Source organism: Streptomyces sp. TS71-3, from assembly GCF_018327685.1.
GTDB lineage: Bacteria > Actinomycetota > Actinomycetes > Streptomycetales > Streptomycetaceae > Streptomyces.
Genome location: NZ_BNEL01000001.1, coordinates 3,935,522 through 3,958,186 on the forward strand (window position 1 = coordinate 3,935,522; position 22,665 = coordinate 3,958,186).

General features: G+C 71.6%; 17 protein-coding genes. 5 read left to right on the top strand and 12 right to left on the bottom strand.

The annotated features are described in order from the left end of the window. Nucleotides 1–80: 80 nt before the first annotated feature. The 4 genes from Sm713_RS15895 to Sm713_RS15910 form a co-directional block, all read right to left on the bottom strand. Nucleotides 81–1,037 (bottom strand): carbohydrate ABC transporter permease, encoded by a 957-nt coding sequence (locus Sm713_RS15895; protein WP_249416315.1) that lies wholly within the window; start codon nucleotides 1,035–1,037, stop codon nucleotides 81–83. Next, on the bottom strand, nucleotides 1,024–1,983 hold the full coding sequence (locus tag Sm713_RS15900; protein ID WP_212910266.1) for a carbohydrate ABC transporter permease: 960 nt from the start codon (nucleotides 1,981–1,983) through the stop codon (nucleotides 1,024–1,026). Before Sm713_RS15900 ends, Sm713_RS15895 begins: the two co-directional genes overlap by 14 nt. Then, complete coding sequence (locus Sm713_RS15905; protein WP_212910267.1) at nucleotides 1,980–3,371, bottom strand: sugar ABC transporter substrate-binding protein; 1,392 nt, start codon at nucleotides 3,369–3,371, stop codon at nucleotides 1,980–1,982. Before Sm713_RS15905 ends, Sm713_RS15900 begins: the two co-directional genes overlap by 4 nt. Before the next feature lie 224 nt (nucleotides 3,372–3,595). Continuing rightward, nucleotides 3,596–4,687, bottom strand: a complete 1,092-nt coding sequence (locus Sm713_RS15910) for a glycoside hydrolase family 172 protein (protein WP_212910268.1) — start codon at nucleotides 4,685–4,687, stop codon at nucleotides 3,596–3,598. 248 nt (nucleotides 4,688–4,935) lie between these two features. Here Sm713_RS15910 and Sm713_RS15915 point away from each other — a divergent pair, with 248 nt between their 5' ends. Both Sm713_RS15915 and Sm713_RS15920 read left to right on the top strand, forming a co-directional pair. Further along, nucleotides 4,936–6,483, top strand: coding sequence for an FGGY-family carbohydrate kinase (locus tag Sm713_RS15915; RefSeq protein WP_212910269.1), 1,548 nt, complete (start codon nucleotides 4,936–4,938; stop codon nucleotides 6,481–6,483). Beyond that, on the top strand, nucleotides 6,480–7,208 hold the full coding sequence (locus Sm713_RS15920; protein WP_249416316.1) for a hypothetical protein: 729 nt from the start codon (nucleotides 6,480–6,482) through the stop codon (nucleotides 7,206–7,208). The genes Sm713_RS15915 and Sm713_RS15920 overlap by 4 nt, the downstream gene beginning before the upstream one ends. Nucleotides 7,209–7,411: 203 nt before the next feature. Here Sm713_RS15920 and fumC read toward each other — a convergent pair whose 3' ends face one another. The 4 genes from fumC to Sm713_RS15940 form a co-directional block, all read right to left on the bottom strand. Next, nucleotides 7,412–8,914, bottom strand: a complete 1,503-nt coding sequence (fumC, locus tag Sm713_RS15925) for a class II fumarate hydratase (protein ID WP_212910270.1) — start codon at nucleotides 8,912–8,914, stop codon at nucleotides 7,412–7,414. Then, nucleotides 8,911–10,584, bottom strand: coding sequence for an NAD-dependent malic enzyme (locus Sm713_RS15930; protein ID WP_212910271.1), 1,674 nt, complete (start codon nucleotides 10,582–10,584; stop codon nucleotides 8,911–8,913). Before Sm713_RS15930 ends, fumC begins: the two co-directional genes overlap by 4 nt. A 553-nt stretch (nucleotides 10,585–11,137) precedes the next feature. Next, nucleotides 11,138–11,404, bottom strand: coding sequence for a protealysin inhibitor emfourin (locus tag Sm713_RS15935; RefSeq protein WP_212910272.1), 267 nt, complete (start codon nucleotides 11,402–11,404; stop codon nucleotides 11,138–11,140). 100 nt (nucleotides 11,405–11,504) lie between these two features. Beyond that, nucleotides 11,505–12,635 carry a M4 family metallopeptidase gene (locus tag Sm713_RS15940; RefSeq protein WP_212910273.1) on the bottom strand — a complete coding sequence of 377 codons (1,131 nt, stop codon included), beginning with the start codon at nucleotides 12,633–12,635 and terminating at the stop codon, nucleotides 11,505–11,507. Nucleotides 12,636–13,002: 367 nt separating this feature from the next. Between Sm713_RS15940 and leuA the strand changes: the two genes are divergently transcribed. The 3 genes from leuA (at nucleotide 13,003) to Sm713_RS15955 (ending at nucleotide 17,267) form a co-directional block, all read left to right on the top strand. After that, nucleotides 13,003–14,751: a 2-isopropylmalate synthase gene (leuA, locus tag Sm713_RS15945; RefSeq protein WP_212910274.1), complete on the top strand. Its 1,749-nt coding sequence runs from the start codon at nucleotides 13,003–13,005 to the stop codon at nucleotides 14,749–14,751. A gap of 220 nt (nucleotides 14,752–14,971) precedes the next feature. Continuing rightward, nucleotides 14,972–15,694 carry a TerB family tellurite resistance protein gene (locus tag Sm713_RS15950; protein WP_212910275.1) on the top strand — a complete coding sequence of 241 codons (723 nt, stop codon included), beginning with the start codon at nucleotides 14,972–14,974 and terminating at the stop codon, nucleotides 15,692–15,694. A 349-nt stretch (nucleotides 15,695–16,043) separates the two neighbouring features. Beyond that, nucleotides 16,044–17,267 (top strand): exo-alpha-sialidase, encoded by a 1,224-nt coding sequence (locus Sm713_RS15955; protein ID WP_212910276.1) that lies wholly within the window; start codon nucleotides 16,044–16,046, stop codon nucleotides 17,265–17,267. 67 nt (nucleotides 17,268–17,334) lie between these two features. Here Sm713_RS15955 and Sm713_RS15960 read toward each other — a convergent pair whose 3' ends face one another. The 4 genes from Sm713_RS15960 to Sm713_RS15975 all read right to left on the bottom strand — a co-directional run bounded on the left by Sm713_RS15960 (nucleotide 17,335) and on the right by Sm713_RS15975 (nucleotide 22,607). Then, a complete protein-coding gene (locus Sm713_RS15960) occupies nucleotides 17,335–18,270 on the bottom strand; it encodes a dihydrodipicolinate synthase family protein (RefSeq protein WP_212910277.1) in 936 nt (311 codons plus the stop codon). Next, nucleotides 18,267–19,277: an ABC transporter ATP-binding protein gene (locus tag Sm713_RS15965; RefSeq protein WP_212912036.1), complete on the bottom strand. Its 1,011-nt coding sequence runs from the start codon at nucleotides 19,275–19,277 to the stop codon at nucleotides 18,267–18,269. The genes Sm713_RS15960 and Sm713_RS15965 overlap by 4 nt, the downstream gene beginning before the upstream one ends. Before the next feature lie 283 nt (nucleotides 19,278–19,560). Continuing rightward, nucleotides 19,561–21,648: a dipeptide/oligopeptide/nickel ABC transporter permease/ATP-binding protein gene (locus tag Sm713_RS15970; RefSeq protein WP_212910278.1), complete on the bottom strand. Its 2,088-nt coding sequence runs from the start codon at nucleotides 21,646–21,648 to the stop codon at nucleotides 19,561–19,563. Then, a complete protein-coding gene (locus Sm713_RS15975) occupies nucleotides 21,648–22,607 on the bottom strand; it encodes an ABC transporter permease (protein WP_212910279.1) in 960 nt (319 codons plus the stop codon). The genes Sm713_RS15970 and Sm713_RS15975 overlap by 1 nt, the downstream gene beginning before the upstream one ends. Between the last annotated feature and the right edge of the window lie 58 nt (nucleotides 22,608–22,665).

Consider the following 22,665-nt stretch of genomic DNA (forward strand, 5'->3'; position numbering starts at 1 on the left):
TGCCGGCCTCACGCCGGGGGACCGCCCGCCACGGCGGCCCCCACCGAAACCCCCAACCGCCGGCGCGCGTCGGCGTCCCCTCACTTCATCCCGGACGTCTTGATCGACTCCACGATCTGCCGCTGGAAGGCGAAGAACAGCGCCAGCATCGGCAGGGCCGCGATCGTGGCCGCCGCCAGGATGTAGTTCCAGTTCGAGCTGTACTGCGTCTGGAACGAGGCGATGCCGAGCTGGACGACCGTGAGGCTCTCGTCGTTCGTGGAGACCAGCGGCCACACGAACGCGTTCCAGTTGGCGAGGAAGAAGAACACCGCCAGAGCGGAGAGCACCGGGCGCGACATCGGCAGCACGATGTTCCAGTAGACCCGCCAGTGCCCGCAGCCGTCCACGATCGCGGCCTCCTCCAGTTCCTTGGGCAGCCCCAGGTAGAACTGCCGCAGCAGGAAGATGCCGAAGGCGTTGAAGATCGCCGGGATGATCAGGCCCGCGTAGCTGTTGAGCAGGTGCAGTTCGCGGGCGACCAGGAACAGCGGGATCAGCACGACCGGGATGGTCACCAGCAGCGTCGAGAAGATCGCCAAAAATATCGTCTCGCGGCCGGGGAAGCGCAGCCGGGCGAGCGCGTAGGCGGCCATCGAGTGGAAGAACAGCGCCGCGATCGTGATCACGGCGGAGATGAGGAAGCTGTTCCACAGGTAGCGCGCGAACGGGACCTCGGTGAAGACGTAGACGAAGTTGTCGACGGTGAACTCGCGGGGGATCAGCCGCCCGTCGGTCACCGTCGACCGGGTCTTGAAGGCGGACGTCATCATCCACAGCACCGGGAAGATGCTGACCAGCGACAGCACGATGGCCAGCACGGTCAGCCCGGCCCGCCCCGAGAGCCCCGAGCGCCCGGCGGCCCCGGTCCGTCCGCCGCCCACCGCACCGCCCACCGCGCCGGCCCCGGCGCCCGGCTCACCCCGTCCGGCCGGCGGGACGCCCCTCGTGCGCGCCGTGCGCGCCGGGCCGCTCGTCCTCGTCTCACTTGCCATCATCGAACCTCCCGCCCCGCGTCAGCTTGAAGATCACTCCCGTGCAGACGAGCATGATCAGCACCAGGAACGAGCCCATGGCCGACGCGTAGCCGAACTCCCCGAAGCCGAAGGCCTGCTGGTAGATGTAGAAGATCGCCAGCGAGGTGCCGTTGGCCGGGCCGCCGTTGGTGAGCACGAAGATCAGGTCGAGTCCGCCGGTGATGGCGGCGACCGTCGACATCAGCAGCACGAAGAAGCTGGTGGGCCGGAGCAGCGGCCAGGTGATGGTGCGGAACGCCGTCCACGGTCCCGCACCGTCGATCCTGGCGGCCTCGTAGTACTCCCTGGGGATCTCCTGGAGGCCCGCGAGAAAGATGATCATGTAGTAGCCCATCATCACCCACACCATCACGGCGATGACGCAGCCGAGCGCGAGGCCAGGCGAGCCCAGCCAGGAGGCGCCGTCGAAACCGGCCGCCCGCATGGCGCGGTTCACCACGCCCACCTGGTCGTCGAGCATGAACTTCCAGAGCACGCCCACCACGACGAGGCTGATCACATACGGCAGGAAGAGCGCGGTCCGGTAGACGCCGATGCCGGGCAGCCGCTGCTTGACCAGCAGCCCGAGGCCGAGGCTCACGCAGAAGAGCACCGGCACGAGGACCACCACGTAGATCCCCGTGATCTTCATCGACTGCCAGAACAGCGGGTCGTGGAACATCCGGTCGTAGTTGCCGAGTCCGATCCACTGGTAGCTGCCGAAGCCGCTGACCTGGAAGAAGCTCAGCACGATGGAGAGCACCATCGGGATCCCCACGAACAGCAGCAGGCCCAGCGCGTCGGGCGCGAGGAAGAGGCCGGCGGCCAGCCACTCGCGGTGCTTGCGGCTCATCCGGCGCCGGGGTGGCGCCGGGGCGGCCACGCCAGGCGCGGCCGTGGTGCGGCCCCGTGCGGCGACGCTGCTCATATCAGGCTCGCCCCCTCGTAGCTCTTGGTATAGGCCTCGATGGAGGCTGCGGCGCGCGCGGCCTCCTCGTCGACGTCGTGGCCGGCGAGCATCGTGCCCTGGATGGCGTCGGAGATCGCCTTGTAGACGACCGGGGGATAGCGCGGCTCGGCACGGGCCCCGGGGAAGATCTCGTCCTTGAACTTCTTCATGGTCGCGGAGTCGTAACCGCCGCGCGCCGCCCCGCGCTCCAGCGCGCTGGTGCGCGGCGCCACATCCGACTTGGCGCGGATGCACCAGTCCACCATCCGGTTGATCGACTCGTCCTTCATCGAGCCGAGCGCCCAGGCGCAGAACTCGGCGGCGGCCTCGGGGTCCCGGCCCTGCGCGTTGGCGCAGAACGACCAGCCGCCCACCGCCGTCACGTACGTGCCGCCGGGCGGCGCCGGCAGCTTGAAGACGCCGTAGCGGTAGGCGGGGGCGGCGGCCTTGAAGCTGGAGACGTTCCAGATGCCGTTCTGCCACATCGCGACGTGGCCGGCCTTGAAGGCACCGATCACGTCCTCCGCATCAGGCTGGGTGCGGGGCGCGATACCGTGCTGGACCGCGTCCTGCCACAGCCGCAGCGCATCGCGCGTGGCCTTGGAGTCGAACGCGACCCGGCCCTGTCCGTCCAGGACGTCGCCGCTGCCCTGCCACATCCACGGGTACCAGGTGAAGTTCTGGTAGTAGCCCGGAATGGTCTCGAAGACCACGCCCGCGCGGGTCGTCGTGCGCAGCTTGTCGCCGATGTCGAGCATCCGGTCCCAGGTGGTGGGGATGTCGCCCTCGGACAGGCCCGCCTTCTCGAAGACGTCCACGGAGTAGAACATCGCCAGCGGCTCGACCTCCATCGGCAGCGCGTACACCCGGCCGCCCACCGTGCGGCTCGCGAGCGTGCTGCCGTAGTCCTCCACGACGCCCTTGTCGAGATGCGGGGTGAGGTCGGCGAGCACCCCGCCGTTGTAGTAGCGCAGGAAGTCGCCGGGGCTCAGCAGGAAGATGTCGGGGCCGTCCCCGGTGGCGAAGGCGGAGGGCAGCTTGAAGCCGTTGCGGTAGGTGACCGGCGGCAGGTAGACCAGCTCGATCCGGGCCCGGTGGGTGGCGTTCCACCGCGCGACCATGTCGGTGAACCACTTGGACTGCGCTTCGATCGCCGGGTCGGGCGAGCGCTGCGGCCCGTAGAAGTTCCAGAACTTCAGGGCGCCGCCCTTGGCCTGGGCCGTGCCGCACCCGGTGAGCAGCGCCGGGGAGGCGGCCGCGGCCCCGGCGGCGGTCATCGTGGTGAGGAACCGGCGGCGCGAGGGACCGGCCGCCCGCGTGGCCGCCGCGCCCGGAGGACGCCCGGCGTCGTTGCCGTGGTGGAGCATGCGTGCGCTCCTGTCGGGAGGGGACGTACGGAGACGGACGTACGGAGAGGGACGTACGGAGAGGGACGTACGGAGAGGGACGTACGGAGAGGGACGTACGGAGAGGGACGTACGTGAAGTGGGGTGATGGCGAGGGAGGGCGAGGGGTGACGCGGATGACGACGGCCCGCCGGACGCTCCCGGCGGTCCACCGGCGCCGCGTGCCTCAGCGGCGCCGCGGCACCTCAGTCGACCTCAAGCGTCAGCAGGTCCGGCGCGGCCGGGCGGGACGCGGAGCTGGGGGCGTCCAGGTAGAAGAACGCCGTGCTCGCGATGTCGTCGCTGGTGTGCCGGTAGCGGTGCGGCAGGCCGTTGCCCTGGCCGGGGCCGATGCCCAGGCTCTGCACCGTCACCCGCAGGTCCTCGGCGAACCGCACCGGGTCCGGGATGTGCCAGCGGTACATCCCGAACCGCTGCTGGCTGCGGTAGAGCCCGTCGGGCCGCAGGATCTGGTTCAGCCCCAGGTACGGGGTGGTGTACGCGGTGTAGCCCTGCTCGGGCACGTCGAAGTTCCAGGCGCCGCCGAAGTAGTCCTCGGTACCGGTGCCGCAGATGGTGGGGAACTCCTCGTCGCCGTCCAGGTAGAACTTGACCTCGCCCTCACCCCACCAGCCGGGACTGTTCACGCCCCAGGCCAGGTAGGTGCCCACGTAGCTGCCGGCGCCCGTGACGCCGTCCAGCAGGGTGTGCACCTCGCCGGACGGAACCGGATGGCTGCGCCGCCACTGGGCGTGGAAGTACGCGGCGTCGTCGGGCACGCCGTCCAGCTCGTAGTCCACCTGGTAGTAGAGCGTCATCTGCTCCGCGGCCAGGTTCTCCAGCGTGATCCGCGCGGCCCTGCGGAACGGCATCGGCCAGTACGCGTTGAAGCCGCCGTTCGGATTGACCGCGACGGGCACCGAGGACACCTGGCTGAAGACGTTCCAGCCGTTGCAGAAGAAGTCGCCCAGCGGCACCTCCACCGCGGGCTTGTCCTCGCCCTCCCAGTACAGGCGCAGCAGGCTCGCGCGCCACGCCTGGTGGGGCGCGGTGGTACACCACAGGTGGCGGATGGTGCCCGGCCCCTCGATCGAGGCCAGCTCCGCCGTCTCGCCGGGGGCGATGTCCATGCTCGGGGATATCTTCCAGCCGCGCCCCAGCCTGCCGGCCGCGACGGCTCCCGTGCCCTCGGTGGCCATGCCACCCGCGGACTTGCCGCCGGTCGGGTTCTCGGCGCTGATGGAACGGCTGACCGCACGCGAGGAGCGCGCGATTCCGTCGAGTCCAAAGGTCGTCATCGTGTGTGCCCTCACGGGGAAGTTACGGGTGAGTGAGCGCCCTGCGGGCCACGGGTGCGCCGGTCACCGGCGAGGAACGGACGGTGCGACACCCATGAAATCCATTTCACCGAAACGTAGGGTTGGGCCCGAGGGGTGTCAAGGGTCGAGGACGGCTGAAAACCGTTGCCTCGCAGTCTCCGGTGGAGCCAAGGCACTGTCGGGCTCGCCCTCTTGACCGTGAAATCGATTTCTGTCAGCGTGCGGTCATGCCTCCCAACGCAACACCCGGCCCGGGAACCGGTTCGGCGGCCCTTCCCGGGACCGGCCAGGTCGCCGGTGCGGTCATCGGCGTGGACATCGGCACCTCCAGCAGCAAGGGCGTCCTCGTCGGCCCGGACGGGGCCCTGCTCCGCACGGCCGTCCGCGAGCACGCGCCGGACCGGCCGGGGCCCGGCATGTTCGAGATGGACGCGGACGTCTGGTGGCGGGAGTTCACCGAACTCGCGCGGGAGCTGACCGCCGAGGCCGGCGCGCTGGGGCTGAAGGTCGCGGCGGTCGGCGTCAGCGGCATGGGCCCCTGCGTACTGCTCACCGACGAGCACGACACCCCGCTCCGCCCCGCGATCCTCTACGGCGTCGACACCCGCTCGGTCGACCAGATCGAGCGGATCGAACGGCACCTCGGCCCCGCGCGGATCATCGCGCGCTGCGGCTCCGCGCTCAGCACCCAGGCGGCCGGCCCGAAGATCGCCTGGATCGCCGAGCGGGAACCGGACGTCTACCGGCGCGCCCGGCGCCTCTACATGCCCAGCTCCTGGCTGGTCCGCCGGCTCACCGGCAACTACCTGCTCGACCACCACTCGGCCAGCCAGTGCACACCGCTGTACGACACCACGGCCCTCGACTGGTACGCGCCCTGGGCCGCCGAGGTGGCGCCCGGCATCGAACTGCCGCCGCTCGCCTGGTCGGGTGAGCCCGCGGGCGAGGTCACCCCCGAGGGCGCCCGCGCCACCGGCCTGCCCGCGGGGATCCCCGTGATCACCGGAACCGTCGACGCCTGGGCGGAGGCCCTGAGCGTCGGCGCCCAGGGCACCGGCGACCTGATGCTGATGTACGGCACGACGATGTTCCTGATCCACACCGTGCCGGAGCCGCTGACCAGCCCCTCGCTGTGGGGGACCGTCGGGGCGCTGCCGGGCACCCGCAACCTGGCGGGCGGCATGGCCACCTCGGGCGCCGTGACCAACTGGCTCCGGGACCTCTTCGCGGCCGGCGACCACGCCGAACTCGTCCGGCTCGCCGCGGAGTCCGGCATAGGCGCGAACGGCCTGCTGATGCTGCCGTACTTCGCCGGCGAGCGGACCCCGCTGATGGACCCGGACGCCCGGGGCGTGATCGCCGGGCTCACCCTCTCGCACACCCGGGGCGACCTCTACCGGGCCGCGCTGGAGGCCACCGCCTTCGGCGTCCGGCACAACCTGGAGGTGCTCGCCGCCGCCGGCGGCGACATCCGCCGGGTGGTCGCGGTCGGCGGCGGCACGCAGGGCGCGCTGTGGACGCAGATCGTCTCGGACGTCACGGGCCTGGCGCAGGAGGTCCGCACCACCTCCATCGGTGCCAGTTACGGGGGCGCGCTGCTCGCGGCCGGGCTCCTCGGCGAGGTCTCGGTGGACGCCTGGAACCCCGTCCGGGAGGTCGTCTCGCCGCGGCCCGAGCACACCCGCCGCTACGACGAGCTGTACCGGCTCTACCGGGGCCTGTACGTCGACACGTCGGCGACCGTCCACGCGCTTGCCGGGCTGCAGAGCCGATGAGCGGGCGCCGGATCCAGTACCAGCAGGGCCTGAAGGACACCGTGCCGGCCAGCGACCTCGCCGAGGGCCTGCTCAACAACGTCCAACGACCGCCGGTACTGAGCCGCGACGGCTCCCGCGAGCTGTACCCCGGCGCCCCGCTGCCCCACTTCAACGAGGTGGACGAGGGCGTCGCCGTCGACTCGCTCGTCACCAACCGCATCTGGACGGCGATGGGCCTCGACCCGGCCACCACCCTGCACGACATCCGCTGGGGCGACGAGTACGACGGCAGGTTCGTCTGGGTCATGGAGATCTCCGGCGCCGTGCCCGCCTCCCACCACGGCGGCTACCACAAGTCGTGGAGCATGCGTCAGCCGCCGATGTACTTCCCGCTGGGCGGCGGCACCCTCAGCGGGGTCTCCAAGCCGGGCGAACTGGTGTGGTCGCGGGTGTTCCTGATGGACGGAGTCCTGCACGCCGACCTCGGCCGGGCGACCGCGCTGGAGCTGCCCGAGGAGGAGACCCGGCGCAGGCTCGACGCCACCACCCCGCAGTGGCCGATCATGCACGCCGAGCTGCACGGGGTCAGCCGCGACCAGTTCATGGCCCGGCACCGGGCCAACCACCTCAACGTGGCGTACGCGCCCGATGCGGGGGCCGCTGACGCGGCGTTGGCCGTGAAAGCGGTGCTCTTCGCCGAGCTGGGGGTCAGGGTTCACCTGTGCGGTGCGGTGGCTCTGTGAGCCGTGTTCCGCGGTGACCGACGCGGACTGGGACACCGGCCCGCGGTGACCGACGCGGGGCTCCGCCCCGGACCCCCCGTCGCCCTTCGGGCTCGTCCTCAATCTCCCCCAGTGCCAAAGAGCCTGGGAGGTACCCCCAGACGGGCTTCGTTTGGTCGGTTCCGGTGGTGGGTTCCGGCGAGTGCACGGCGCCAGGGGGCCGTTCAGCCGTGCCGTTTCCGCCCGCCGTCCCGGTCCCCGTCCCCCCGCCCCGCCATCGCCGCCGGGTCGACGACGCGGTCGAACTCCTCGGCGGAGACGCAGCCGGAGGCCAGCGCCGCCTGGCGCAGCGTCGTGCCCTCGTCGTCGGCCTTGTGCGCGATGGCCGAGGCCCTGTCGTAGCCGATGGCGGGCGAGAGGGCGGTGACGAGCATGAGGGAGCGGTCGACATAGGCGTCGAGCCGGTCGCGGTTGAGCTCGGTGCCCTCGATGCAGTACTCGCGCAGCTTCGCGCAGGCGTCGGCGAGGATGGTGGCCGCGTGCAGGAAGTTGTCGATGATGACCGGGCGCATGGCGTTGAGTTCGAAGTTGCCCTGCGAGCCGGCGAAGGCGATGGCCGAGTCCTCGGACAGCACCTGGATGCAGACCATGACCATCGCCTCGCACTGGGTCGGATTGACCTTGCCGGGCATGATCGAGGATCCGGGCTCGTTCGCCGGGAGGTGCAGCTCGCCCAGGCCGCAGCGCGGTCCCGAGGCGAGCCACCGGATGTCGTTGGCGATCTTCATCAGCGGTACGGCAAGGGCGCGCAACCCGGCCGAGGCGCCGACCATGGCATCGAGGCCCCCTTGGGCGGCGAACTTGTCGGCGGCCGTGGTGAACGGGTAGCCGGTCGCCGCGGCGATCTCCGCGGCCACGTCCTCACCGAACCCCCGTGGCGCGTTCAGGCCCGTGCCGACCGCCGTGCCGCCCGCGGCCAGTTCGTGCAGCCCCTCAGCCGACCGGCCGACCCGCTCGACGGACTGGGAGAGCTGGTGGGCGTAGCCGGTCCACTCCTGCCCGATGGTCAGCGGGACGGCGTCCTCCAGGTGGGTGCGGCCGATCTTCACCACGTCGCTCCACCGGCCCGCCTTGGCCTCGATCGCCTTCTGCAGCGCCCGGACGCTGGGCAGCAGTCGTTCGTTGACCACCTTGAGCGCGGCGATGTGCATGGCGGTGGGGAAGGTGTCGTTGGAGGACTGCCCCATGTTGACGTGGTCGTTGGGGTGGATGGGCGACTTGCTGCCCAGCTCGCCGCCGACCAGCTGGATCGCGCGGTTGCTGATCACCTCGTTGGTGTTCATGTTGGACTGCGTCCCGGAGCCGGTCTGCCACACGTACAGCGGGAAGTGGTCGTCGAGCTTCCCCGCGATGACCTCGTCCGCCACCTTCCCGATCAGGCCGGCCTGCCAGCCCGGCAGCCGGCCGGCGCGGCCGTTGACGATCGCGGCGGCCTTCTTGACGTGGCCGTAGGCGTGGTAGACGGCCTTGGGCATCCGGTCGTCCCCGATGGAGAAGTGGATCAGGGACCGCTGGGTCTGCGCGCCCCAGTACCGGTCCGCCGGGACGTCGACGGCGCCCATCGAGTCCGTCTCGCGCCGGGTGCCGGTCGCGTCCAGGCCGACGGGCACGTCGCGTATCCGCGGCGCGCGGTCACCCCCGCCCTCGCCCCTTCGCCGCGCGCTCATGCCGCCGCTCCGCCGGTGTACACGGGCTGCCACATGGCCTCCCGGACGGCCTGGATCGGGTCGGCGGGGGCGGTGGTGGCGACGTCGTCCTTCGCGGCCGCCTCGACCACGGCCGTCGCGGTGCGCACGGAGGACTCCCTGAGGTTCTCCACCGGCGGGAGCAGCGAGGCGCCCGGCTGCCCGGCGTCGACCTGGTCCGCCACCGCGTGGGCCGCCGCGATCAGCATGCCGGGGGTCACCTTCGACGCTCCGGAGACGATCGTGCCCAGGCCGATGCCGGGGTACAGCAGCGCGTTGTTGGCCTGACCGATCCGGTACGTGGTCCCGCCGAAGTCCACCGGCGGGACCGGGATGCCGACGGTCACCAGGGCCTTGCCCTTCGACCAGGCGACGATGTCGGCGGGCATGGCCTCGATGCGCGAGGTCGGGTTGGAGAGCGGGAAGATGATCGGGCGCTCCGTGCCGGCGGCCATGGCCTCGACGACCTCGCGGGTGAACGCCCCGGGCAGGGTGGAGGTGCCCAGCAGGATCGTCGGCCTGACCCGGCGCACGGTCTCCAGCAGGGAGATCGCGCCGCCGTCGGCCGCCCATGCTGCGACCTCCGCCGGGTCGCGCGCGTAGGGCTGCTGGAAGTCACGGAGATCGGTCATGTCGCTGGTGAGCAGGCCCTGCTTGTCGATCAGCCAGACCTGCCCGGTGGCCTCCTGGCGGTGCGCGCCGTCGCGGATCATGGCGTCACGGAGCTGGTCGGCGATGCCCACCCCGGCGGTTCCGGCGCCGAAGACCACGAGCCGCTGGTCCCGCATCGGCACTCCGCTCACCTTGACCGCCGACAGTGCCGCGGCCAGGGTGATCGCGCCGGTGCCCTGCATGTCGTCGTTGAAGATCCGGTAGGAGTCGCCGTAGGTCTCCAGGATCCGGCGGGCGTTGCTGGGACCGAAGTCCTCGAAGTGCAGGAGCGCGCGGGGGAACATCGAGGAAGCCGTCCGCAGGTACTTCTCGATGAACGCGTCGTAGTCGGCGCCGCGGACCCGGGGGTGCCGGTTGCCGAGGTAGAAGGGGTCCCTCAGCAGCGACTCGCGGTCCGTGCCCACGTCCAGTGACACGGGGATGACGCGCTGTGGTGCGATGCCGGCCGCCGCGGTGTAGATGGCCAGCTTGCCCACGGAGATCTCGATGCCGCCCACGCCCCAGTCGCCGATGCCCAGGATCTCCTCGGCGTCGGTGCACACGATCAGGTCGACGTCGTCGGGCCCGAGCTGGAGCGTGGCGAACGCCTTCTCCATGTCGTCCGGGTGGTCGATGGACAGGAAGACGCCCCGCGGGCGGCGGTACTCGTGGGAGAACTTCTCGATCGCCGTGCCCACCGTGGGGTCGTACACGATCGGCAACATCTCCACGAGGTGATCGGTGAGCACCTTGTAGTACAGGGTCTCGTCGCGGTCGTGGAGCTGTTCCATGTACACGTTCTTCGCCAGGTCGCCGCCCTGCGCCTGCATCTGCATGTACGCGCGCTCGGCCTGCTTCTCCAGCGTCAGCACGGCGGACGGCAGGCGTCCGGTGAGCCCCAGCTCGTCCCGCTCGGCCTGCGTGAAGGCCACGCCGTGGTTGCGGAGGGGGTTCTCCAGCACGTCCGGGGTGGCCGGGGTCCGGGCGCTGCGCTTGGCCATGATGCTCTCCCCACGTGCGTGGTCAGCCCCCACCGCTGCTTCCACCGTGCACACAGGAGCCGGACGGCCGCCCGTCGATCTTCGGCGCCCCATCACCGTGACGCGACCCTGCGGGTCGCCACCGCCTCAGGGGGTGGGTCTCGGTCGTCTCCGGACCACCGGTCGATGCGGGTTGCTCGCGCAGTTCCCCGCGCCCCTGTGTGGCTGGCCCTTCGGGCAGCCTGTCACCGCTCCGAGGGGTGGGTCTCGGTCGTCTCCGGACCACCGGTCGATGCGGGTTGCTCGCGCAGTTCCCCGCGCCCCTGTGTGGTCGCCCGAACGGACAACCCCAGCCGACAAGGGGCGCGGGTGGGGGCACCTCCCACGCCCTCAAGGCAGTGGGGGAGCGACCAGCCACGACGAGGCGGACTGTCGACTGCCGGCGTGAGGGGGCGGCTGGATCGGGGCGCAGCCCCGCACGAAAGGGGCGCGGGGAACTGCGCAAGGGGCAGCCCCGGCCGGGGAGACCCCCGACGCCCCGCCCACCCGTACCGGTGGGTCCTGAAGGGAGGCGCTACGCGCCCTCCTTCAAAACCCGAGTGATCAGCTTGCGCTGCGCCTCGGTAAGCCGCGGATCCGCGCAGTACACCGTCTTCTGACCGACCGTGATCTGGTACTGGAAGCCGTCCGGCACCCCGAGCGGCGGGGTGCCGCGCCCCTCGGACAGCACCTGGTCCGCCAGGGCCTGCCACTCCTCCGCGTCGTCCCGAGCCGACACGTCCACCGCCGCGTGCCGCTCGACGCCCGCGAACCCTCCGGTCCGCTTCACCTGGATACGCATGTGTCCTGTCTAGCGGGTGGGGTACGCAAACGGGAAGCGACACCGCCGCTCCCGTGCGTAACGGACCACTCAGACGAGCCCGGCTCCCGGCGCGCCGCCGCTACGAGGACGAGACGCCCACTTCGTTCCACGCCTTCACCACCGCACGCGCCTCCGCGGAGCCCGTTCCGCCGAACCGGCCGGCGGCAGCCGTGACGGTGAGCCGGGCGAAGGCGGCGAAGCCGGCGTTCTCCGCGAGGTCGCCGCCGGTCAGGACGTCGTACCAGATCTGGCCCGCCTTCTCCCAGGCGTTCCCGCCGAGCTCCGTGGCGAGCAGGTAGAAGGCGTGGTTCGGGATGCCGGAGTTGATGTGCACGCCGCCGTTGTCGTCGGTGGTGTCGACGTAGCCGTCCATCGTGGCGGGCTGGGGGTCCTTGCCGAGCACGTCGTCGTCGTAGGCCGTGCCGGGGGCCTTCATGGAGCGCAGCGCCTTGCCGCTCACGCGGGGCGCCAGCAGGCCCTCGCCGATCAGCCAGTCGGCCTCGTCCGCGCTCTGGCCGAGGCTGTACTGCTTGATCAGTGAGCCGAAGACGTCCGACACGGACTCGTTGAGCGCGCCGGACTGGCCGGAGTAGGCGAGGTTCGCGGTGTGCTGGGTCACGCCGTGCGTCAGCTCGTGGCCGATGACGTCCACGGGGAGCGTGAAGTCCACGAAGACCTCGCCGTCGCCGTCGCCGAACACCATCTGCTCGCCGTTCCAGAAGGCGTTGTTGTACTCCCGGTCGTAGTGCACGCTCGCGACCAGGGCCAGGCCCCTGCCGTCGATGGAGTTGCGCCCGTAGGCCTTCTGGTACAGCTCGAAGGTGGCGCCGAGACCGGAGTAGGCGCGGTTGACCGAGGCGTCGTCCGAGGCGCGGTCGCCCTCGCCGCGCACCTCGGGTCCTGGCAGGTCGGTGCCGTGCCGGGCGTCGTGGATGGCGCGGTTCACCTTGGCGGCGGCGCCGGCCGGAGGCTCCCCCGCCGGGGCTGCGGCTGCCGTCAGGGTGGCGGTACGCCTGCTCGTCCGCAGCTGGGCGTCCCGCTCCAGCGTGCGGCGGGCGGGTCCGGCGAGCGCCTCGTCGTCGTGCTGGGCCAGCGCGTCGAGGACGTGCGGCGGGACGATCGTGCAGCACGTGGTGAGAGGAGCGGGAGGTGCGGACGGGCCCGAGGAGGAGAGGCCGGCCTGGTGGCTCGCGTGCTCGGTGGCGGTCATACACACGACGGTGGCACTGCGTGACCGTGATGTCACTACTGGGCGTCCCGATTGGTGAAATGGAGTGAAAATTGACACCAGCCCGTGACAGCGACCCCCTCGTTGTGATCCACAGCGATCCGCGGCGATCCACAACGATCCAGCGGGATCCCGCTTGGAGATCCCGCATCCCGCATCGCGATCCCGCATAGTGATACGCCGCCGCGTATCCCGCACCTCTCGGTTAGAGTGCGGTGCATCATGCGTTTCGGGCTGCTTCTCCTTAGCTGCCGCGGCGAGGGCCTGTAGTCGAGGCCGACCCCCTCCCCGCGGAGTTCGGTGATGCGCACTGTCGGCCGCCTTCCGCGGATCCAGGAGAGCCCGCATCATGACGCAGCCCACACCGATCACCAGCGCGACGCACTTCCAGCGTCCGACCGCCATGCCGGTCCACAAGTACGAGCCGTACGACCAGGTGGACATCCCCGACCGGACCTGGCCGGACCAGCGCATCACCAGGGCCCCCCGCTGGCTCTCCACGGACCTGCGCGACGGCAACCAGGCCCTGATCGACCCCATGTCCCCGGCCCGCAAGCGCGAGATGTTCGACCTGCTGGTGCGCATGGGCTACAAGGAGATCGAGGTCGGCTTCCCGTCCTCCGGCCAGACCGACTTCGACTTCGTGCGCTCCGTCATCGAGTCCGACGCCATCCCCGAGGACGTCACCATCTCGGTGCTGACGCAGGCGCGCGACGAGCTGATCGAGCGGACCGTCGAGTCCCTGAAGGGCGCGCGCCGCGCCACCGTGCACCTGTACAACGCCACCGCGCCCGTCTGGCGCGACGTGGTCTTCCGCGGCTCGAAGGACCAGGTCAAGCAGATCGCGGTGGACGGCACCCGGCTGGTCATGGAGTACGCGGACAAGCTGCTCGACGACCGGACGACCTTCGGGTACCAGTACTCGCCGGAGATCTTCACGGACACCGAGCTGGACTTCGCGCTGGAGGTCTGCGAGGGCGTGATGGACGTCTGGCAGCCCGGTGAGGGCCGCGAGATCATCCTGAACCTGCCCGCGACCGTCGAGCGCTCCACGCCCTCCACGCACGCCGACCGCTTCGAGTGGATGTCCCGCAACCTCTCCCGCCGCGAGTACGTCTGCCTGTCGGTCCACCCGCACAACGACCGCGGCACCGCCGTGGCGGCCGCCGAGCTGGCGCTGATGGCCGGCGCGGACCGGATCGAGGGCTGCCTGTTCGGCCAGGGCGAGCGGACCGGCAACGTCGACCTGGTCACCCTGGGCATGAACCTGTTCAGCCAGGGCGTCGACCCGCAGATCGACTTCTCGGACATAGACGAGATCCGCCGCACCGCGCAGTACTGCAACCAGATGGAGGTCCACCCGCGCCACCCGTACGCCGGCGACCTCGTCTACACCGCCTTCTCCGGCTCCCACCAGGACGCCATCAAGAAGGGCTTCGAGTCGATGGACGCGCGCGCGCAGGCCGCGGGCGGGACCGTGGACGACATCACCTGGGCCGTGCCGTACCTGCCGATCGACCCCAAGGACGTGGGCCGCTCCTACGAGGCCGTGATCCGCGTCAACTCGCAGTCCGGCAAGGGCGGCATCGCCTACGTGCTGAAGAACGAGCACAAGCTCGACCTGCCGCGCCGGATGCAGATCGAGTTCTCGAAGATCATCCAGGCCAAGACCGACGCCGAGGGCGGCGAGGTCACGCCGGCGGACATCTGGTCGACCTTCCGCGACGAGTACCTGCCCAACCCCGAGAACCCCTGGGGCCGCATCCAGGTCAGGACCGGGCAGACCACCACCGACACCAAGGACGGCGTGGACACCCTCACGGTGGAGGCCGAGGTGGACGGCGTCGACACCGTGCTGACCGGCTCGGGCAACGGCCCGATCTCCGCCTTCTTCGACGCCCTGGGCTCCATCGGCCTGGACGTACGCCTCCTGGACTACCAGGAGCACACGATGAGCGAGGGCGCCTCCGCGCAGGCCGCCTCGTACATCGAATGTGCCATCGGCGACTCCGTCCTGTGGGGCATCGGGATCGACGCGAATACGACACGTGCCTCGCTGAAGGCAGTCGTCTCCGCGGTCAACCGGGCGGCCCGATAGGGGATGTGACCGGCGCGTTTCGCGGCCCCGTGAGCTCTTGGAGCGCACGGGGCCGCATCGTCTCCCGGCCAAGGTCATGTACGGGGTACTGACGCCGCATCGGCAATGTGGCTAACATCACGCCAACGCGACCGCTCGGTTTCCGTACGCCGCTCTTCGGGGGCGGCGGCGACACCGGGCGCAACGATGCTGTTGCCGCGGCGTTATGGAGGGGTGCCACGTGCTGCCAGGATGGGGACGTAACGGACGAGGTACTTCCCGTACGGATACCTCCCGAATGTCGGGCCTCCTGGGAACCCGCACCACGTGGACGACCGTGGCCGACGGCGAGTTCTTCTGCCCCGGCTGCGGCGGTGACCGCAACTACCAGCGCCGCACCGGCCGCCGCAGGTTCACCGTGCTGGGCGTGCCGCTGGTGCCGCGCGGCACCACGGGCCCCGTCGTCGAGTGCGCCGCCTGCCACGACCGGTTCGGCATGGACGTCCTCGACCACCCCACCACGCACCGCTTCTCCGCGATGCTCAGGGACGCCGTGCACACCGTCGCGCTCGCCGTGCTCGCCGCCGACGGCACCTGCGAGCGCCCGGCGCTGGAGGCCGCGGTGGGCGTGGTGCGCGGCGCCGGCTTCGAGCAGTGCACCGAGGAACAGCTCACCTCGCTCATCGAGGCGCTCGCCGCGGACGCCGGACGGCTGCCCGAGCAGTGCGACAGCGGGCTGACCGGGCTCGCCATAGAGCTGCACGAGGCGCTCGACCCGCTGACGCCGCACCTCGCCCCCGCGGGCCGGGAGTCCGTCCTCGTGCAGGGCGCGCGCATCGCGCTGGCCGACGGGCCCTACTCGCCGGCCGAGCGCAAGGTCCTCGGGACCGTCGGCAGCGCGCTCACGATGGGCGCGGACGAGGTGACCCGGCTCCTGGCGGCCGCCCGGGCCGCCCGCTCCTAGGGCGTCGCCCCGGCCCCTGGGCCGCCGTTCCCCGGGCCGAGGCCCCCGTAGGCATGGTCCGGGAGGGGCGTGTCCTCCGGGCTCCTGGACGGAGACCTGGGGCCCGTGCCGCCCGATCCCAGGGGTGTGAACCACCAGGGGTGTGAACCCGCGCAAGCCCGCGCCGTATTCGCTTCCGCACTCCCCGTCACCCGGGTATTGCCCAGCCACTCCCACCGCATTAGGTTGCGTCGAAGGACGTCCGACGTCCCATGTCCAGCCCGACATCCGTGTCCAGCCCGACATCCCGTGTTCAGTCCGACGTCCCCCGTCCTGGCCGGCACCACCCGCACTCTTCCCAAGGGGAGCGATGACTGCCCAGAGCCGCCTGACCCTCAGCCTTGCCGTCGCCGGAGCCGCTTTGTTCGCCGCCACCTCCCTCACCCCCGCAGCCTCCGCCGCCGAACGGGCCGCTCCGGCCGGTGAGGCGGGCCGCGCCCCGTGCACCTCGTCGGTGCCGTTCTCCGCGGGACAGGACGGCTACGACACCTTCCGCATCCCGGCCGCCGTGCGCACCCGCGACGGCGCCCTGCTGGCCTTCGCCGAGGGACGGGTCGGCGGGGCCGGGGACTCCGGCAACATCGACGTGGTCAGCAAGCGCTCCCTCGACGGCGGCTGCACCTGGGGCCCGCTCGACGTGGTCGCCGCCGGCGACGGCGACACCCGCGGCAACCCCGCCCCCGTCGTCGACCCGCGCACCGGCCATGTCGTCCTGCTCACCTGCTTCAACAGCGGTGCCGTCACCGAGGCGCAGATCATGCGCGGCGAGGTCACCCCCGAGCAGAGCCGCCGGGTCTTCGTGCAGACGTCCACGGACGACGGCCGCACCTTCTCCGCGCCGCACGAGATCACCGCCGACGTGAAGCACTCCGACTGGCGCTGGTACGCCACCGGGCCCGGCCACGCCATCGCGCTCGCGCACGGCCCGCACAAGGGCCGCCTCGTGGTCCCCGCCAACTACTCGGCCGCACCGCCCGACGGCTCCGCGGACACCGGCCAGGAGGCCAAGTACTACGGCGCGCACGCGCTCTACAGCGACGACGGCGGCCGGCACTGGCGGATCGGCTTCGTCGACGGCACCTACGACGGCGTGGTCAACGCGAACGAGTCCAGCGCCGCGGAACTCCCGGACGGCCGCCTCTACTTCAACGCCCGCGACCAGAACGGCACGGCCGCCGGCAACCGCGTGGACGCGTACTCCGCCGACGGCGGCCGGAGCCTGGTGAAGCCGTACGCCGTCCAGCACGGCCTGGACGACGTGCCCGTCGTCCAGGGCAGCGTGCTCCAGGCCCAGGGGAAGAAGGGGCCGCTGCTGTTCTCCGGCCCCTCCGTGCCCACCTCGCGGGCCGCGATGGCCGTGTTCAGCAGCGCGGACGGCGGCGCCACGTTCACCCGCGCGGTGACGATCTCCGAGCTGCCGGCCGCGTACTCCGACCTGGTGCAGGTCGATCCCGCGACGGTGGGGCTGCTCTACGAGACCGGGGCGCAGGGGACGTACGAGCGGATCGAGTTCCGGCGCCTGCGCGGCCTGTAGGGGCGCAGCGCCGTTCTTCAGGGGCGCGGGGTAGGGCCCTGCCCCGCAACAAGCACAGGGCAGGGCCCTACAACAGCCCCGCCGCCGCCAGCCGCTTGCCGACCTGTTCCACCTCGTCCGCGCTCAGCGGCACCTGCGGCTGCGCCGTGGCGGGACAGGCGATGATGCCGCGCAGATGCAGCGCCGCCTTGAACGCGCCGAGTCCGGACGAGCTGCCGCCCATCCGGGCCGGGTCGCCCACACGGACCATCCCGAAGAGCGCGCAGAGCCGTTCCTGCTCGGCGCGCGCCCGCTGCCAGTCGCCCTCCCGGCAGTACCGGTACAGCCGTACGTACCCCTCCGGGTCGACGTTGCCGAGGCCCGGCACCACGCCGTCCGCGCCCATCGCGAGCGCCGAGTCGACCGTCACCTCGGAGCCGGTCAGGACGCTGAATCCGGTGATGTCGGCGCGCTTCCTGGCCCCCACGACGACGCGGCGCATGGCCCCCTCGTCCCCGCTGGAGTCCTTGAGGCCGGCCAGGACGCCCTCGGCGGCCAGCTCCAGCACCAGTTCCGGGGCCAGCTTGGTGTGCACGGACACCGGCAGGTCGTAGGCGAAGACCGGTACGCCGGTCCGCTCGGCGAGCGCCCGGAAGTGCGCGGCGATCTCGACGGGGTGGGTGCGGGTGTAGAAGGGGGCCGTCGCGACGATGCCGTCGGCACCCGCGTCGACGGCGGCGCAGGCGTGGTCGAGGACCCGCCAGGTGGCCATGTCGATCGCCCCGGCGAGCACCGGGAGCTGCCCGGCCACGTGTCCGACGACGGTCTCCACGACCGTTCTTCGGAACCGGTCGGGCAGATAGGCCGCCTCGGACGAGGAGCCGAGGACGAAGAGTCCGTCCACGCCCGCCCCCACCAGGTGATCGACGAGCCTGGTGAGGGAGGCGGTGTCCACCTCGTTGTCCGGCGTCAGGGGAGTGCATACGGGCGGGACGACACCGGTCATCGGGGTGGGGAGGGTCATGGGTACTCCTTTGGTGCTGTGGCCTGGAGGACCAGGTCATGGATCGACTCGTCCGCGCCCACGGGGTGGAAGCAGCGGAAGCGGTGGCCGTGCCCCGCCTCCTCGGCGGCCGGCATGGCCTGCGCGCACGAGTGATCTGCCCGCCAGCAGCGGGTGCGGAACGGGCAGCCGCTCGGCGGGCGTGTCGCCGAGGGCACCGGACCGACCAGCGGGATCGGGTCGATCGGGTCCAGCAGCCCGGGCGTGGCCGAGAACAGCGCCCGGGTGTAGGGGTGCCGGGCGTGCCCGGTGACCTCACCGGCGGGCGACTCCTCGACGATCCGTCCGAGGTACATGGTGATCACGCGGTCACTCATCCGGCGTACCGTCTGGATGTCGTGCGAGACGAACACCAGGGCGAGGCCGAGGCGCTCCTTCAGGTCGAGCAGGAGGTTGAGGATCTGGGCGCGCACGGAGACGTCCAGCGCGCTGGTCGGCTCGTCCGCGACGACGAGCGCGGGTTCGAGCGCGAGCGCGCGGGCGATCGCGACCCGCTGCCGCTGCCCGCCCGAGAGCTGCCCCGGCAGCGACTCGGCCAGCACCTTCGGCAGCCCGACCAGGCCCATCAGCTCCCGCACCCGCCCCTCGCGCTGCTCGGGCGTTCCCACGTGGTGCACGTCCAGCGGGTCGCGCAGGATCTGGCGGATCGTCAGCCGGCGGTTGAGCGCCGTGGACGGGTCCTGGAAGACCATGCCGATGGTGCTGCCGACCAGCCGCCGGCGCTCGCCGGCCGCCAGCGTCCACAGGTCCCGGCCGCCGAGGGAGACGGTGCCCGACGTCGGGCGCTCCACGCCCACCAGCACCTTCGCCAGGGTCGACTTGCCGCAGCCCGACTCGCCCACCACGCCCACGGTCTCGCCCGGCGCGACGCTGAAGTCCGCCTCGGTGAGCGCGTACACGCGGTCGCGCCTGAAGAGCCCGCCGGTGCGCGCCCGGTACACCACGCTCGCGTCGCCGAGGGAGACCAGCGCGGTGCCGGCCCCGTTCGCCGCGGACTTCGGGACGCTCCGTCCGCCGGCGGCGTCCGGCCGCGGCTCCGCGCCGCCGCCTCCACCGGCCTCCGTGCCCCGTCCGTCCGCCGCCGCGCCCGCGCCGTCGGCCGCCGTGCCGTTCTCCGCGCCGCTCTCCGTTCCGTTCTCCGCGCCGCCGTCCGGTGCCGCCGGTTCCTCCCGCGCCGCACCGCCGGACGCCGTCTCGGCAGCCGTGCCGCTGTCCTCGCGCGCTGCCGCGCCTTCGCTCTCCCGGGTCACTTCAGGGCCTCGCTTCCCCGGCCGTGCGGGCTGCCTCGCCCGCGGGCGGTACGGACACCGGCAGCTGCACCGCCGGATGGTGACAGGCCACGGCGTGCGTGGCGGCCTCGCCGCCGGCCAGCGCGGGCGTCGTGGTGCGGCAGACCTCGCTCGCCATCGGGCACCGGTCGGCGAACCGGCATCCCGCGGGGAAGTCCGCCGGGGACGGCACCACTCCGCGGATCTGCGTCATCCGCTCGGCGGCCGACTCCAGCGACAGCACGGAGCCCAGCAGGCCCCGCGTGTAGTGGTGGGCGGGGGCGGCCACCAGGGAGGCGGTCGCCGCGGTCTCCACGATCTGCCCGCCGTACATCACCACGATCCGGTCCGTCACGTCCGCGACCAGCGCGAGGTCGTGGGAGACCAGGACCAGGGCGAAGCCCAGCTCCTCGCGGAGCCGCAGCAGCAGCTCGACGATCTGCGCCTGGACCGTGACGTCGAGGGCCGTGGTGGGCTCGTCGGCGATGATCAGCTTCGGGTTGCGGGAGAGCGCCATCGCGATCAGCACCCGCTGCCGCTGACCGCCGGACAGCTCGTGCGGGTAGCTGCGCAGCGTCCGCTCGGGGTCGAGCCCCACCATCCGCAGCAGCTCCTCGGCGCTGCGCCCGCCGCCCCTGCGGATGAGCTGCTTGAGCTGTGCCCGGACGGTCATCGCGGGGTTCAGCGACGACAGCGCGTCCTGGTAGATCATCGCCATGTCGTGGCCGAGGAGCCGGCGCCGGGTGCTCATCCGCATCCCGGTGAGCTCCTTGCCGTCGAAGACGATCCGGCCGCCGATCCGGGCGCCCTTGGGGGCGAGGCCCATCACCGTCAGAGCGGTCAGCGACTTGCCGCAGCCGGACTCGCCGACCAGGCCGAGCACCTCTCCTGGGCGCACCTCGAAGCTGATGCCGTCGACGATGTCCACGCCGCGGTGCCGCTCCTCGAAGCCGATCGCGAGGCCCTCGACGCGCAGCACGGGCTCGCCCCCCGGCAGCGGCCTCGCGCGCTCCCGCAGCCGGGCCGCGGCCTCGTCGAGCGAGGGCAGCTCGGTGACCTTGCCCGTGCCGGGCCTGGCCGCCTCCAGCGCGTCCACGGCGTCCGCGGTGTCCCCTGTCCCCGTCTCGCCGGGCCGCGCGGCCAGGTCGCCGTCCGCGACGCCGCGGCGCTCGGCGGGTGCGGCCCACGCGTCCGAGACGCCCTCGGAGAGGACGTTCAGCGCCAGCACCGTCACCAGCATCAGCAGGCCCGGGAAGACGGTCGCCCACCAGCCGCCGGTGAGCACCATGTTCTTGCCGTCGGAGATGACGCTGCCCCAGGAGGGGTCGGGCGGGCGGACGCCGGCGCCGATGAAGGACAGCGACGCCTCGAAGACGATGGCCTCGGCGACCTTGACCGTGCAGTAGACCAGGATCGGTGCGGCGCAGTTGATCGCGACGTGCCGGATGACGATGTACGGGGTCCTGGCGCCGATCAGCCGCTCGGCGACGACGTAGTCCTCGCCGTACTGGTCGAGCACGTTCGCCCGGATCACGCGCGCGATCGGCGGCATGAAGAGGAACCCGATCGCGCCGATCAGGATCGGGATGGTGCCGCCGAAGACGGTGATGAGGACGGCGGCCAGCGCGATGCCGGGGAACGCCATGATGACGTCCATCACGCGCATCACCGTCTCGTCGACGGCCTTGCGCGAGGTGGCCGCGAGGGCACCGAGCACGGCGCCCGCGACCAGCGCGAGCAGCGTGGCGCCCAGGCCGATCGCGAGCGACCAGCGCGCCCCGTACATCAGCCTGCTGAGGATGTCCCGGCCGAGGCTGTCCTGGCCCATCCAGTGCCCGCCCGAGGGCCCGCCCTCGCCCACCATGGGCGCCTGGTCGAGCGGGTCGTGCGGGGCGATCAGCGGCGCCAGCAGCGCCATCAGCACGACCAGCACGATCACCACGAGGGCGATCCGGGACGGCACGGGCAGCCGGCGCAGCGCCAGCCGCCGCAGGGCGCCGCGCAGCTGCGGCTGCCGGGGTGCCTGGGGCGAGGGGGGCGGGGAGGCCGCCGTAGTCACCTGCTCGGTCATCAGGCGGCACTCCTCAGACGCGGGTTGACCAGGAGGTAGAGGATGTCGATGGCGAGGTTGATCACCACGAATCCGATGGCCGTGGTGAGCACCACGCCCTGCACCACGGCCGGGTCGCCGTTCTTCACCGCGTCGATCATCAGCTTGCCCATGCCCGGCAGGGCGAAGATCGTCTCGGTGACCACGGCGCCGCCCAGCAGGTAGCCGACCTGGAGGCCCAGTACCGTCAGCGGGTTGACCAGGGCGTTGCGCAGGACGTTGCGGCCGACCACCACGACCGGTGGCAGGCCGCTGCCGATCGCGGTGCGCACGTAGTCCTTGTCCAGCTCCTCGACGACGGCCGTGCGGACGATCCGGGTGAGCTGGGCGGCGATGGGCAGCGACAGCGAGAACGCGGGCAGCGCCATCGTCTTCAGCCAGCCCGAGAACGAGTCCGCGGGGTTGATGTACCCGCCGGAGGGGAACCACCCGGCGGTCACGGCCAGGTACTGGATCATCAGCAGCGCCAGCCAGAAACCGGGTGCGGCCACTCCGGTGAGCGAGACCACGCGGATGATCTGGTCGGCCATCCGGTCCCGGTAGATGGCGGCGGTGACGCCCAGCACGAGTGACAGCACCACGGCGATGACCAGGCCCATCAGGGTGAGCTGCATGGTCAGCGGCAGGGCGGTCGCGATCTGGTCGCTGACCGGGGCGCGGTTGAGCACGCTGATGCCCATGTCGCCGTGGAGCAGATCACCCACGAAGTGCACGTAGCGCACCGGGAACGGATCGAGCAGGCCGTTCTCCAGGCGGAACTGGTGCAGTTGCGCCGGGCTCGGGTTGGCCCCCTGGAAGTAGGCGGAGGCCGGATCGCTGTCCGAGAACCGCATGATGATGAAGACGAACAGCACGATGCCGAGCAGCAACGGGACGAGCAGGGCGATGCGGCGGGCCAGGATCCTGGCGATCGCTAGCACGGTGGCTCCTAGAGACGGGAGAAGAGGAAGGGGCGGAGCCCTTCCTCGGTGGCGCCGG

Excerpts from the sequence above, each read along its gene's own strand:
- Sm713_RS15895 (WP_249416315.1), bottom strand. The coding sequence starts at position 1,037 with ATGATGGCAAGTGAGACGAGGACGAGCGGCCCGGCGCGCACGGCGCGC.
- Sm713_RS15900 (WP_212910266.1), bottom strand. The coding sequence starts at position 1,983 with ATGAGCAGCGTCGCCGCACGGGGCCGCACCACGGCCGCGCCTGGCGTG.
- Sm713_RS15905 (WP_212910267.1), bottom strand. The coding sequence starts at position 3,371 with ATGCTCCACCACGGCAACGACGCCGGGCGTCCTCCGGGCGCGGCGGCC.
- Sm713_RS15910 (WP_212910268.1), bottom strand. The coding sequence starts at position 4,687 with ATGACGACCTTTGGACTCGACGGAATCGCGCGCTCCTCGCGTGCGGTC.
- Sm713_RS15915 (WP_212910269.1), top strand. The coding sequence starts at position 4,936 with ATGCCTCCCAACGCAACACCCGGCCCGGGAACCGGTTCGGCGGCCCTT.
- Sm713_RS15920 (WP_249416316.1), top strand. The coding sequence starts at position 6,480 with ATGAGCGGGCGCCGGATCCAGTACCAGCAGGGCCTGAAGGACACCGTG.
- fumC (WP_212910270.1), bottom strand. The coding sequence starts at position 8,914 with ATGAGCGCGCGGCGAAGGGGCGAGGGCGGGGGTGACCGCGCGCCGCGG.
- Sm713_RS15930 (WP_212910271.1), bottom strand. The coding sequence starts at position 10,584 with ATGGCCAAGCGCAGCGCCCGGACCCCGGCCACCCCGGACGTGCTGGAG.
- Sm713_RS15935 (WP_212910272.1), bottom strand. The coding sequence starts at position 11,404 with ATGCGTATCCAGGTGAAGCGGACCGGAGGGTTCGCGGGCGTCGAGCGG.
- Sm713_RS15940 (WP_212910273.1), bottom strand. The coding sequence starts at position 12,635 with ATGACCGCCACCGAGCACGCGAGCCACCAGGCCGGCCTCTCCTCCTCG.
- leuA (WP_212910274.1), top strand. The coding sequence starts at position 13,003 with ATGACGCAGCCCACACCGATCACCAGCGCGACGCACTTCCAGCGTCCG.
- Sm713_RS15955 (WP_212910276.1), top strand. The coding sequence starts at position 16,044 with ATGACTGCCCAGAGCCGCCTGACCCTCAGCCTTGCCGTCGCCGGAGCC.
- Sm713_RS15960 (WP_212910277.1), bottom strand. The coding sequence starts at position 18,270 with ATGACCCTCCCCACCCCGATGACCGGTGTCGTCCCGCCCGTATGCACT.
- Sm713_RS15970 (WP_212910278.1), bottom strand. The coding sequence starts at position 21,648 with ATGACCGAGCAGGTGACTACGGCGGCCTCCCCGCCCCCCTCGCCCCAG.